Annotated in this window: 5 protein-coding genes and 1 tRNA gene; 3 read left to right on the top strand and 3 right to left on the bottom strand. The window is 62.4% G+C overall.

The features are described 5' to 3' along the window. The first annotated feature begins 32 nt into the window (after positions 1-32). A tRNA-Gly gene (locus AC1DQQ_RS18655) sits at positions 33-106 on the top strand. A gap of 557 nt (positions 107-663) precedes the next feature. On the opposite strand, the gene AC1DQQ_RS18650 is transcribed toward AC1DQQ_RS18655, so the two are convergent. After that, complete coding sequence (locus tag AC1DQQ_RS18650; protein WP_478031478.1) at positions 664-3,576, bottom strand: TonB-dependent receptor domain-containing protein; 2,913 nt, start codon at positions 3,574-3,576, stop codon at positions 664-666. A gap of 339 nt (positions 3,577-3,915) precedes the next feature. Between AC1DQQ_RS18650 and AC1DQQ_RS18645 the strand changes: the two genes are divergently transcribed. Both AC1DQQ_RS18645 and AC1DQQ_RS18640 read left to right on the top strand, forming a co-directional pair. After that, positions 3,916-5,460 carry a peptide MFS transporter gene (locus AC1DQQ_RS18645; protein WP_478046273.1) on the top strand — a complete coding sequence of 515 codons (1,545 nt, stop codon included), beginning with the start codon at positions 3,916-3,918 and terminating at the stop codon, positions 5,458-5,460. A 188-nt stretch (positions 5,461-5,648) separates the two neighbouring features. Further along, on the top strand, positions 5,649-8,567 hold the full coding sequence (locus AC1DQQ_RS18640) for a TonB-dependent receptor (RefSeq protein WP_478046271.1): 2,919 nt from the start codon (positions 5,649-5,651) through the stop codon (positions 8,565-8,567). A 323-nt stretch (positions 8,568-8,890) separates the two neighbouring features. Here the strand turns inward: AC1DQQ_RS18640 and AC1DQQ_RS18635 are convergent, their stop codons facing one another. Beyond that, entirely contained in the window at positions 8,891-11,629 is a 2,739-nt protein-coding gene (locus AC1DQQ_RS18635) for a DUF5695 domain-containing protein (RefSeq protein WP_478046270.1), read from the bottom strand. Positions 11,630-11,637: 8 nt separating this feature from the next. Beyond that, positions 11,638-13,941 (bottom strand): S9 family peptidase, encoded by a 2,304-nt coding sequence (locus AC1DQQ_RS18630; RefSeq protein WP_478046268.1) that lies wholly within the window; start codon positions 13,939-13,941, stop codon positions 11,638-11,640. Between the last annotated feature and the right edge of the window lie 178 nt (positions 13,942-14,119).

The raw sequence follows: 14,119 nt of genomic DNA, 5'->3' as shown, positions 1-14,119 counted from the left end.
ACGCGCCCTTGATGAAGCCAAGTGTTTGGAATGCGGGTGTAGCTCAATGGCAGAGCAGAAGCTTCCCAAGCTTACGACGAGGGTTCGATTCCCTTCACCCGCTCCATCGGCAACCGCAGAAATCCTTGGTTTTCACAGTCTAGCGCTGCTGCTTCGGACGTTCCCCAAAGCGATCGTTCGTTCAGCCGAACACCCGGAGGCAACAATCGAGTGCTAGCGACCAGTCGACTCCATACGTTTTTCGCATTCGGCATCGGTCTTCATTTTTTCATTTTCACTACTTTTGTGAAGATGAATTGCTCGTCAGCTGGCCACACGGACGGCGCGTAAGCGGAAATGACCTTTCCAAACGAGGCGGCTGCTACCGTCTGCAGTCGCACGAGGGACGCGCGGTTTTCGACAATCGAGATTGCGCCCGGCAATGCACCCTTTCCATTGGTGTTCGGATATATGTACCGGGGTCTTGCAGCGCAGGGCGGTTCCGGCCCAGTCGTCGCCTCACACGGCGGGTTCGACGGCGTTGGAGGCCTTCGCAAACAAGCGCGCGATCGCCATCTGGAGCGTGCCGCATTTCGATCAAAACGCAGCACGCTCCAGGCCCGAGGCAGCCCGACGGCCCATGGGCCGACGCGCTCCCGATGTCCGCTGCGCCAGTACCGTCGGCTAGAAATTCACCGTCGCGCCGATGAAGATGGTCCGCCCGAGCGGATCGTATACGCCGGGATAGGTATTGCCGTTGCCGAACGCCGACAAGATACCCGCGGCGATGGCTGGCGGATCCTTGTCGAGCAGATTGTTCACCCCCGCGCGGAACTTGAAGGCTTTGGTGACAGGCACCGTCGCGGCGAGATCGAAGTAACTATACGCGCCGATCCGGTTGTTCACGACACTGGGCGCTCCAAAGGGAGACAATTTGGTCGAGCCGAGATACCGCCAGGACAATGACAGCGTCGTGCCCTGCTCCAGGACCCAGGTCGTTCGCATGACATGGCGCCATTCCGGCGAAGGCTGGCCGCAGGTGTAACCATACAGTCCCTTGCATTCGGTCGTGCCTTGGCCGGGCAGCGGTTCGGCGGTCTGGTTGATCAGATAGGTACCGACCAGATTGAGATTGAGCTTGCCGAGGCTTCCGAGGCCGAGCGTATAGTCGGCGGTGACGTCGATCCCCGATGTCTTGAGGAAGCCGGTGTTGAGCGTGGTGGAGACGATATAGCCGTCGGTTCCGAAGATCGCGCCGCTGCGGGGGTCGCGATGGAACAAGCCGCAGAAGAACGGATCGCTCGTCTCCACGCACTTCTCGATGATCAGCGAGGGGTCGATCGAACCGATATAGCCATTTACCTTGATGTGGTAATAATCGACCGACAGCGAGAAATTCGGGACCTGCCTGGGCGTCAGCACCAGGCCGACGGTATAGGTGTCGCCGATCTCCGGCTTCAACGCGAGATTGCCCCCGCCAAGCGCCGAGCAGGTGTCAGCCGGACAGGCGATGACATGACCATATTGAGCGGCCGACACGCCGGTTATAGCGCAGGCTGTCGCGCTGGCGTCGGGCGTAGCACCCGAGCATGGATCTTGCGCCGCGACATTGCCGACCTGCTGCGAGGCGAACAGTTCACCGATATTGGGCGCGCGGATCGCGTGGTTATAGCTTGCGCGCAGGCGCAGCATATCGACCGGGCGCCAGGCCAGTTCGCCCTTATAGGTGAAGACGTTGAAGCTCGACTCGAAACCCGTCGACTGCTGCGAATTCTTGTAACGCGAATAGCGGAGCGCGCCGTTGACCGTAAGTTCGCGGAAGAACGGCTTGTCCTCCAGGATCGGGACCTCGATCTCGCCATAGCCTTCGATCACGCGGATGCGACCATCCGCGTCGGTGGTGCCGCCTTGCTTCGCGATAGCGTCGCCGGTGAAGGTGAGCGTCTCGAGCCTGTGTTCCGCACCGAGCACGAGCGAGATGCCCCGCGAGGCCCAGGGGCTGGTGATGCCATATTGGCCGAGATCGCCGGTGATGGTGCCCGAGAACACCGTCTGCCGGTTACGGCCCGCCGTGTTGCTGGGGCTGAACAGATAGGTCGCCTGATCGGCGGTCACCCCATTGGCCTGAAATACATTGGCGGGGATGCACGACGGATCGGACCCGTCCACGACAGATCGGCAGGTGGGCGTGCCATTGACCGTTACCACGTCAAGCGCCCGCTGCGCTTTCACATTGTCGACGTTATTGAGATAGGTCTCGTCGAAATTCACTCGCGAATGCAGGTAGTTGAGGTCGTAGGTCAGACCCCTAGCGATCTCGCCGCGAAGGCCGGCGGTCCAGCGATAATCCTCGTGCCGGAGATTGTCGCGGCGCGGCGCGATCGCCAGGCGATAGCCGATCAGCGTGGGCTGCAGGGTGGCGGTTCCGGCATCGGCGCCGCACAAGGCAGTGGCCTGGCTCGTACCCAATAGCGGACTGTTGCAGGGTACGTTGAACGTGGTCCCGAGGAACAGCGCGGAAGGCGCGGCCTGCGAAAAGGTGTGGTCCCGCATGTACATGAAGCTGCCATAGGCCTCGGCAGCGGGACTGAACTTGAACTTGGCGAAGCCGCCGGCGGTGACGCGGTTGTCGGAACGCTGGAAATAGTTCGTGGGAGCGTAATTATACGCGAAGCTCTGATCATAGGGCACCCAGTTCCGGCTTCCTTCCTTCACGTTGGTGAAGGTGATGCCTTGATTGGGCCCCGCGAGCGGAACGAATGTGCCATAGGGCGTGTTGCTGGATCCGCCGCACACCAAAGCGGTCCCGGCGTCGTCGGCCGGCTGCAGCGCACACGCCGACACGTCGCGGCTCGATTGCAGTACGGGGTCGAAGTGCCGGTAGCCGGCATACACAGTGATGTTGCCGCGATCGCCCGCAAAATTCTTGCCGAACGCGATGTTGAGGTCCTGCTTTGTGCCATCGTTGACGGTTCGGGGCGCCAGGTCGAAACCGCGGCTGCGCATGATCGAGCGCACATCGTCATTACCGTTGCCGTGCTGGGCAAGGCTGACCTGCGCATCGGCGCGCAAGCCGTTGAGATTGTCCTTGATGATGAAGTTGACCACGCCGGATAGCGCATCCGAACCATAGACCGCTGACGCGCCGCCCGAGACGATATCGATGCGCTCAACCAGCGCGCTCGGCACGAAATTCAGGTCGACTGCCTGTTGCGGCAACAGGCGCCGACCGTTGAGCAGGACCAGCACTCGGCTCGAGCCCAGGTCGCGCAGATTGATGTTCGACGTGCCGTCCGATCCGTTCGACACGTTCTCGTTCGCGTCCGCGGTGAACTGCGGCAGGCGGTTCAGCACACTCTCAACCGTCGTGGCGCCCTGATACTGGATTTCGTCGCGGCCGACGATGGTGAGAGGGCTATTGCTCTGAAGGTCTGAGCGGCGGATGCGTGTGCCGGTTATGAGAATCTCGCCGCCCTCCTGTTCGGGCGGCGCGGCGGAGTCCGCTGAAGGGGTAGCCGCGACCTGAGCCATTGCGCTCGTCGACAGCAACGCCGCCACCAAGGCGGCGGAAGCCGCCGCAAATTTCCCCTTTGCCACGCCCATCCTCCTGATTGCCTGCTGTGCAGATCAGTATGACGAATGGCATCGTGGGTCAATTATTTTATACGATATCCGGTATACCGTTGTTTTTGCCAGCCGATGTGCTCGACCTGGCAAAGAAGCCGAAGCGATTTCGCGTTGCTCTAAACATTATACTATATACTATCAGGCGATGAGATCAGAAAAAGGTGCTCAGCAGGCGCTGAGGTTGTCCGTCGTCAAACGCAGATTGATGGTGACCGCTGAGGGGGCCGTCTCTTTTGCGTCTGGCGCGCGCCCGGCCGATCTGCGGCGAACAGGCACGCCACCAAGGACGCGTACCGTGAGCTGCCGATAATGGTCGGCCCAGATCCGAGTGATCCGCCCAGGGCTGATGCGTTTGCAGTCGTCGATAACGGCACGAGAGGCGGAACCTTTCTCGGCCATCCGCTCGGGCTTTTCCTCTTATTTTTCCTCGAGATGTGGGAGCGCTTTTCCTATTACGGCATGCGCGCGATCCTGATCTTTTACCTCACCAAGCACTTCCTGTTCGCCAAAGATCATTCCTATGCCGTGTATGGCGCCTACACCTCGCTGGTCTATATTACGCCGGTTATCGGCGGGTATTTGGCCGATCGCTATCTTGGCGCGCGCAAGGCGGTGATCGCCGGTGGCATCTTTATCGTCATCGGCCACCTGCTGATCGCGGGGTTCGAAGGGCGGGTCGGTGAGCAGGGCCCGTATCTCAACGGCTTCTACTTTGGATTGGCGGCGATCGTGGTCGGCACCGGCTTTCTCAAAGCCAATGTCTCGGTGCTGGTCGGACAACTCTATGCCCGCGACGATATCCGCCGCGATTCCGCCTTCTCGATCTTCTATATGGGGATCAATACCGGGGCCTGGCTCGGCCCGATCTTCATCGGCATTCTCGGCGAGACGGTCGGCTGGTCCTATGGTTTTGGCGCCGCGGGCGTCGGCATGCTGCTCGGACTCGTCGTGTTCGTGATGTTCCGGAAAGCCCTGCACGGCGCGGGTCCGCCGCCTTCGGCTCAACGGCTGGCCGCGCCCGCATTCGCCGGACTATCGCGAGAGTCGCTGATCTATCTCGGGGCAATTGGCGCTACCGGTGTGTCATGGTGGTTGATCCGTTCGCAGGACACTGTCGGCCTGCTGTTGATCGTGTTTTCGGTGCTGACGGTGAGCTACATCGTCTACCGATCGGTCTGGACTCTCTCGCCGGTCGATCGCGACCGGATCTTCGCGGCGCTCTTCCTGGTGGCGCTCAGTCCGCTGTTCTGGGCGCTGTTCGAGCAGACCGGGTCGTCGCTCAACATATTCACGGACGAGCGTGTCGACCGCGTGATTTTCGGCTGGGAGGTCCCGGCATCGGTGTTCCTGTCGATCAACTCGGCCTTTATCATTCTGCTCGCGCCGGTCTTCGCCTGGGCCTGGAACTGGCTCGCCAGGCGGCGGCTCGAACCGAATGTGCCGTTGAAGTTTGGCCTGGGCCTGGTCCTGGTCGGGTTGGGATTCCTCGTGCTTGTCGCCGGTGCGGCCGGCGGCGGTGCGCTGACACCCGCGGTCTTCATCGTCCTGCTCTATCTGTTCCATTCAATGGCTGAGCTGTGCTTCTCCCCGATCGGCCTGTCGTCGATGACCCGGCTGCCGATCGCCAGCATGACCGGCTTGATCATGGGCACATGGTTTCTTTCGACCGCCGCCGGCAATTTCATCGCCGCCTTGATCGCGCAGACTACCGGCGGCGCCGGCGGCGGGCCGGACACGATCTTGCACGTCTATGCCAATATCGCGTGGTTCTCGATGGCCGTGGGCGTCGTGGTGATGGCGCTTAGCCCGTTCGTGATCCGCCTGATGCACCTGGAGACGATCGGCGATTCGTGACGGGTATCGGGGGAGCTCCGCCAACTGCGGGCGACAATTTTCGTCTGCCGCATGCGCCTCGAATTCTGCTTTTCCGTTCCACTTAAAATGTCAGACAAGTAACTTGTATACTTTATATTGTATGTCATATAATGCCTGGCTGGAAGCACGGCGGAGCGCCTTTGCTAAAGTTGGGGGTGGATTTGGCGATGAAGACGAAGGTCGTTTTAAGCCTTGCAAGCTGCGCATCAGCGCTGCTCGCCACGAGCATTCCTGGCACTGCGTCGGCGACGCCGTTGACCGCAGGCGCGCAGGCCGCGGCGTCGGCAGAGCCCGTCAGTAAAGCCGATCGCGCCGCGGCTCGGCGCAAGGCGCGCGCGGAACGTGCGGCTGCGCGGCGGCGGGACAAGGCCATCAAGCAGGCGGCCGCGACTGGTGCCGACACCGCGAACTATGTGGGTGCGGAAGGCAACGACATCGTCGTGGTCGGCTTGCGGGGCAGCCTGAAGTCTGCCCGCGATCGCAAGCGCAATTCCAAGCAGATCGTCGATTCGGTGGACGCGGAGGATGTCGGCAAGCTGCCGGACAACAACGTGCCGGAGGCGCTTGCGCGCGTGTCGGGCGTGCAGATCGACCGTTCGCATGGCGAAGGCACCGGCGTCACCATTCGCGGCCTGAGCGACGTGCAGACGACGATCAATGGCAATGAGGCATCGAGCGCCGGCTCGCGCTCGCTCAATCTCGCCGATATCCCCGCCGAGTTGCTCAAGTCGGTGCAGGTCTACAAGACCCGCAGTGCGGACCAAGTCGAAGGAGGTATCGCCGGTACGGTCAACGTCGAATTGCGCCGTCCGCTCGATCTGAAAAAGGGCCTGACGATCGCCGGCAGTTTCCGCGAGACCTTCTCGGATCTCGGCGACACCAAGAGCCCCTATGCCAGCCTGCTGCTCGCCGAGCGTTTCGACACCCCGATCGGCGAGATGGGCTTCCTGCTCAACGGCTCATACACCAAGAATAATTATTTCGAGAATTACATCGTCAGCGAATCGCCGCAGCAGATCGGCTTCTTCACTGGCAGCCAGTCCAACGCGCAGTTGCCCGTTGCGCTGCAGGACACGATCATTCCCTATGCCATCAATTATGGCGTTGAATCGGGATCGATCAAACGCCCGTCGCTTAATGCTTCCTGGCAGTGGCGCGCGAACGAGCATCTCGATTTCGTCCTCGAAGGATCGTATCTCGGCGTTCGCTCGAACGACGAGCGCAACAATCTCCGCATTCAGACCAATAGCGATCAAGGTTCCTATAGTAACCTCGTCGTCAACCCAGATGGAACAATCCGTTCGGTGACGATCACGAATAACGGCCCCGAGGGTGTCCAAGGTGGCCCGCTCAACATCTATCAAAAGACCAAGAGCGACACTTACAACGCCAATTTCGAGACGCACTGGCATTCGGACAAGGTTCAGATCAATTTTGGGACCCAGTATAACTGGTCAAATCTGCACCAATATTTTGACCAAAGTCAGTACCGCCTTACCGGCGGCAACGTGATCAATGTCGACTTCAATTCGCCCAACGTTCCCGGCGGCGGCCCCTTTGTCACTTACCCGAATACCGACATCGGAAATCCGGCCAATTACAAGCTGTACCAGATCCACGATGAACGCGGCACCAACAACGATACGATGTTCGCGACCAACCTCGACTTCACCGTCCAGACCAGCGCGACGGGCCTGGTGCGCTCGGTGCAGTTCGGTGCACGCTTCACCAAGCATACCATCGCACGCGATTACGGCTATCGCGATGCCTTCTACTTCAACACGGCCGCCGCGCCGACGATGAACGCGGTCGGCAGCGCGACCGGCATCAGCGTCGCTGCGACGACGCCGGATATATCGGGCGCGCCGACCTGGTACCATCTCGGCGGTGCCAGCCTGTTCGACAATTTCACCGCGATGCGGAACTACCTCATTGGCAACGGCGCCGATCTCACCGGGCGCGATTGGACGCTGTCCCAGCCCGCGACCACCGACCCGGGCGAAAGCTTCAAGGAGCATGAGCGCACCTTCGCTGGTTATGGCCAGCTCAACTACGGCTTCAATGCGCCCTTCCCGGTAGATGGCACGATCGGCCTGCGCTACGTCAACACTTGGGGCACGGCGGTAAGCTCGCGCTACGCATGGAACGCTTTCCTGCCCGATGGCACGCCCGATTATGGTCAGGGTGTGGCCTTCATCCCGACCGGCAGCAAGGTGAATTACGTCGACCTGTTGCCCAGTGCGACGGCGATCCTGCACTTCACGCCGAAGCTCCAGTTGCGCCTTTCCTACACCCACAATGTCGAGCGCCCGGACTTTTACAGCATGCGCTCGGCCGTCAACATCCTCGATGCGACGACGGCGGGCCGGGTCTATGCCGGCAATCCGAATCTGAAGCCGACCCAGGAAAACAATTATGATGCCTCGCTCGAATATTACTGGGGCAGTGGCAATATGGTCTCGCTGGGCACGTTCCTGAAGAACCAGACTGGGTTCATTTATTATACCGAGATACGCGAGGCAGTTGTCGGCTTGGCCCCCAATCCCAGAGCTGCCGACGGCCTGTATATTGTCGGCAAGCCGCGCAACGCCGGGCCGGGCAAGATCTTCGGTTTCGAGGGGCAGGTGAATACGTTCTTCGACTTCCTGCCCGGTTTCGCGAAGCATTTCGGCATCAGTGCAAACTTCACCTATATCCCGAAAGCGTCGCTCCAGCTCGCCTATGCGGATGCGGCTGCGGATACCCAAGGGTTGTATGACGCACCCTATACGTCCAAATATTCCGGCAATCTGGCGCTTCTTTATGACACGCCGGTATTCAGCGCCCGCATCGCCTACAATTATCGTTCGAAGTACAAGACCGGCATCGATTATGTGAACCCGGGATATTCGATCTACACCCGGTCCACGTCCCGGCTCGACGCGGCGATAAACTATACGCCATTCAAGTTCGTGACCTTCAGCGTCGAAGCCACCAACCTGTTGCACGATAATGCCGCCTCGTATTTTGGTGCGTACGAGGCGCTTCCGGTGGGTGTCCGCGTCCAGGCACGGACGATCCAGACCAGCGCGCGTTTCAGGTTCTGATGACTGGCCGGTAGCTGTTCGGGCATTTGGGAGGGGCTGCGACAGACGTCGCGGCCCCTCCTTGGATGTGGCGTCGGAGCTACGGGCCCGGGTTCGGGGCCGCGGTGTCGCAGTCCGGCTCACGAAAGCCGAAGACGTCGCGATGGACCTGCCGGACATGTTCGAGGTGCCGCGCGGCCGATTCGGCCGGCGCGAGTTGCGTGTCGTTTCCTTTTCAGCGGAACGCGAAACGCGCGCGCTGATACTGGACTGGCACTATTGTCGGCGAGAGGGCCACGGCCAACTGCCCGGTGACGCAGCCTGGCGCGGCGCTGGCTGGGGCGTCAGCGCGGCGTCAAGACGACAATGGTCGGCCCGGCCGACAGCGCGATCGTGCGGGCGCCGCGCTCTTCGGTTCCAGCCGTGGTGGCGTAGTGCCGCCCGGCCTTGGTGGTGGTCTCGACGAACAATCGAGCCGCAGGCGTCGCGGCATTGGCCGGGTCGAGCGTCAGCGTGATCGTGCCGGTCGTCGGAGCATAGACGGCATTGGCGATCTTGCCCGCCTCGAGCGTGATCCACGTACCCGTCGGCCCCACGAACAGCCGCGTGCGCGCGCCATCCCTGGGCACGACGCTGACAGAATCGCGAGCCTTGGTCAGGTTCCCGCCATACGACACCCAGCCGAAGGTGGGATCGTCGATCAGATAGGTCGCCGCGGCATAGGCATGGCCAAAGAATCCCATGCCGTAGTCGCCGGTATAGGGGTCCCATGCCATGCGGTCAGGCCAGGAATGGAACGCGGCCGAACCGAAGCCGTCGCGATCGATATTGGTAATCCCCCCCATCATGCCACCATAGGCGACGCGCAATAGATGCGTGTCGGCCGGATTGGCGCGATAGGCGTCGAACAACGGCACGGCGTTGAGCGTGGAGCCATAATGGTGGATCTGCCGTTCGATCCGCGGAAATTTGCCCCCGTAGAGGAAATCCCAATAGCGGCGGGCATTGCCGTTATAGCCCCAGCTCGGAATGGTGGGATCGTAGCCGAGAATCGCCTCGCGCGTCGTGTCGGCCTGTGGCTGGTATCCGAAATAGCGCATCCAGGCGTACACTTCGGGCTGGCCGGTAGAGTCCCACGCCATCTCGCTGCCGAACGGATATTGCAGCGTCTTCCAATGGTCGGCGCGGCCCTTCATCAAGGTTTCCATATTGGCGGCTTCGGCGGTCAACCCCTCGCGCTTGAGATCCTTGAGGATGTCGACGAACACGTCGCCCTCCATCAGCCCGAACTGCGTGTAATAAGGCGCATCGCGCATCATCGCGGTGACGGTGCCGTAGGCGTGCTCGAGATACCAGCGCCAGTCGTGCCGCGTCACCAGCCCGGCATGGTTGCGCGCGAGGCGGTAAAGCACCCAATGCCCGATCGCGACATGCGGGTAATTATAGGCCCGGCCGAGATCGTCGGCATCCTTGTGCGACCACGATGTCCAGTTGCGCCAATTCTCGGCCGGGTCGTAATAGCCGGGATGCTCCTTGGGGTCGTAATAGAAGATGCTCTTCTTGACCGCGCCGGCATGCTCGCCGCTGGCCACCTGCAGCTTGCCGACGACGGTTTCGTCAACCAGCTGCTCGAGTTTGCCGACCTCGGCCGCATCAGGATTGTCGAGTTGCTTCATCATCGCCGCAACCCAGCTGCCGGCGCCGCCTTCGTCGCTCATCCCCGCGATCCACACACGCGGTTCCTGGGCGAGGATCTTGCCGGCCTCGCGGTCGTAGGACAGGATTGCGGGGGCGCGGCGGAACGGATCAGCCTTGTCGTCGAACCATTGCCTGGTCGTGGTGAAACGACCGATATCGGCCATCGCCTGCTCGAGCGGCTTGGTGATGTAGTAACTCACCGTCTGCACATTGCCGTCGGCATAGGTGATGCTCAGCCGCGCTTGGCCCCAGCCATGCGCCTGGATATCGTAGCGCGCCCAGCCTTTGGCCGATGCGGTTGGCGTCGCGACCAGGGCGCCTTGCGGATAGGATTCGATCTTGGCAACCGCGCTGGCATATTTCAGGAACAGCGACGCGCGCAGATCGGTCGGTATAACATAGCCTGGAATGCCCACCGCGACCGGTCGGCGCTGCGCCGCAAGCGTGCCCTCGATCGCCCGAATAGTGGGCGATTGCACGAAGCGGACGCCGACCTCATGCCGCTCGCCCGGCGCCAGCATGATGCTGGTCGGCACATTCCATTGCGCTCCTGCCTTGCTCCATTCCTTGTCCACATAGCCCTTTGAGGCGACGGTCCAGTCGTAAAAGCCTTCCGACGTCTGGCTACGGGGACTCTTCTCGGTGAAGGTCGTGTCCTTGGGGGCGGCGCGGTCCCATGGCAGTGGGACATAGGCCTCCAGCGGGCTGCGGCCCTCGGGCAGGACGAGCAAAGCGGGGCCCTTGCCGCTCAGTCGCGTGACCTGCAGATAACCGGCGTCACGCCCGATATACGGATCGACAAAGCTCGCCTCGGCATGCGCCTGTTCGAGCGTGCGATCGTCGATGATATTGTCGAACACCATCGGCATGCCGAGCACCCCGATCTCGACAGGTGCGTCTGACGTGTTGACCAGCGTGAAGCGCAGTGCCGGGGCTCCACGGACGTTTACCCAGCGGCGCTCGATCCGCAGCGGGATGTCGCTCCCCATCGACGCGGTGATATCCGCCGCGGCCACGGTCATGCCGCCGGTCGGCAGCGGCTTGATCGGGGCGCGATGGTGTGCCGAAGCGAAGTCGCGCCATTGGCCGCCGGCCATACGGAGCCGGATATCGATGTCGCCGACATGGTTGAAGCCGTCGCCCTGGCGCTCGGCCTCGCGCTTGCCGGGGACGAAGTCGAACACCGGATCGGCGAGCGGCGACAGGCCGGCGAGAGTCTGTGTGTCTCGGCGCAGGATAAGCTGCAGGGTGCCTATCCGCAGCGTTGTCGTCGCGATCGGCGGATAGACCGGTTTGGTCGGCTTGCCGTCCTGGGCCAAGGCGGCGAGCGGCAGCGTCGCCACCAGCGCCAGCAGCGAAACACGTGACATTGGGAAACGAGTCATCGGAGGTCTCACTGATTGGCTGCGGCGGCCAGCGCTGCTGGCCTGGCGGTCTGGTCTTCGAATTCGGCGCTGGCCGGCGGAGCTTCGTCGAGCAGATTGCGGACGAAATAATCGCGGAATTTGCGCCAGAAGAAGGGCTGGGCAACGCGGTGCGTGGTGTTGGGCAGCACTGCCATGTCGAAACTGCGATGCGCCTGGATCAGCGCGGCGCCGAGGCGGAAGCTTTCGGTGATCGGCACGTTATCGTCGATATCCCCGTGGATCAGCAGCAACTTGCCTCGCAAATTGGCCGCGACGGAGATGTTCGAATTGCGATCCCACACGGCCGGGTCCGGATTGCCCATCGTCACTTCGGGCCACCATGCCTTGTCGAGCCGCAAGTCGTGATTGCCGGATGACGCGACCGCGACCTTGAAGAAATTCGGGCGGCGCAGGATGAAGCGCGCCGCGTCATAGCCGCCGGCCGATCCGCCATAGACGCCGGCCCGGCTGGTATCGATATAGGGGTAGCGCGCCGCCATTTGCCGGATCATCGCGATATGATCGTCCAGACCGACTTCGCCGAGATTCCGGTAGGCGGGCAGGCGGAAGGCCTGGCCGCGCTGCGACGTGCCGGTCGCGTCGATCACCACGACGATCGCGCCGATCTGCGCCACGCTGGCCGGACCATTCGTCAGCGCGTCGCCAAAGGCGCTGGGGACGACGTGCATCGTCGGCCCGGTATAGACATTATCGATCACCGGATAGCGTCGGGTCGGGTCGAAGTTCGCCGGGCGATAGATCATCGCATAGAGTGGTGTCTTGCCGTCCGCCGCGACGCCCTTGAACGGCTCGGGCATGGTGAACCCGCTCGCGATCAGCGCCGAGGCGTCGGCATGGCCGAGCTCGTACACGATATGCCCGTCGCTGGTGTCGCGCACGACGGTGCGCGTCGGCACAGTCGGGCTCGACATCGCATCGATCGCGAAGCGGCCGTCCTCTGACACATGCACATCGTGTTCGAGCGGTTCGGGCGTCAGCAGGACCGGCCGCGTGCCATCCAGGTTCACGCGGTACAGCGCGTGATAATAGGGATTGCGATCGGCTTCGCGGCCGACCCCGGTGAGCAGGATCGAGCGGTGTTCGGCATCGACATGCTCGATCGCCGTCACTTCCCAATTGCCCCGGGTCAGCGGCACGCCGCCATTGGGATCGTCGGGCCGCACCAGATAGAGCTGCGCCCAACCCGAGCGCTCCGACACGTCGAGTTCGCCGCCGAGTTCGGGGGCGGGCTGCAGGAAGCTCGAGGTCACCGTGACGATCGGCTTCATCGTCTCACGCGCGGTGACCGTCGAGGCACCGGTGACCGGATCGGACGTATAGACGACGAGCTGGCCGTAGCCGCGCTCGACCCACATCGAGCGCACCTTGCCTGCGGACCACCCCATGTCGGGGTCCGCCGGGTAGAGCAGGGATTCGCTCGGCACTTGCAGCGGCACGACCTTCGCCTTGCGATGCTTGAGCGCGTCCTCGACGTCGATCACGAGGCGGCTCGCCTGCGGCAGCTTCGGTGCGCCCGCGAGCGGATAGATGTAGGAGAAACTGCGCGGGTAGAAGGCGCCAGGCGGGGTTTCCTGCGTCATGGTCAGCCGCTGCACGCCGGTCGTGTCGAGCCGCCAGGTCAGGATACGCTTGCTGTCGGGCGACCAGCGGATCGACACCGGGAGCACAGGGTCTTCGGTACCCTGTTTGAGGATATCCGACAGCTCCGCGATGCCGCGGCCATAGGGCCTGTCGCGCGTGCCGTCGGTGGTTAGCGCGACCTTGCGGCCGGTCTTGAGCTCGATCGCCACGAGGTTATGGTTCTCGGCGACGATGCGGAAGCGACCATCGGGTGAAGTGGCGTCGTCGCCCTTGGGCGAACCTTTCGCCGCTTGGGCCAGAGTGCCGTCGCTCTTGAGCATCCAGCGCTTGTCGAACGCGCCGAAGCTCAGCGTGCCGGCCGCGACGTCATATTCGGGGTCTTCGAGGTGGAGCTCGGCCGGGACGACCGGCTTACTGGCCGCGCTGGACAGGAGGCCGGCCAACGCCGCCTCGGCAATGACAGGGCGCGCCTGCCGCGTCGCCAAGTCGAGAAAGAGGATCTCGCGCTTGTCGGCGGCGCCGCGCCGGAAGAGGATGCCGTTACCATTGTCGATGAAGCTGGCGTCGAGATTCTGGTCGACGATCAGCGCACGCATCCCGGCGCCGAGATAGCGGTCGGCAAGCTTGTAGCGCTGTTCGACGGTGGGCGCGGTACCGGTCGGGCCGGCCAACGCCGCAGCGGGAATCATTGCGCAGGCCACGCCCAGCAGGAGTGCCGCGCGGGCTCTTCCGGGGGCGGTCTGATGAACGGGCGGCATGACACGAGACGGCACGGCAATCCCCCTTTCGCCAATGTCTACAGCAGGCGGCCCTTCCCGCGTCAACAAATATTATACAGTATATGATCATCCCATGATCCATAACGCA

The organism is Sphingomonas sp. P4_G3, assembly GCF_056401105.1.
Note: the sequence above shows the minus strand (reverse complement) of the source record. Positions and strands in the feature narration are given on the sequence as shown.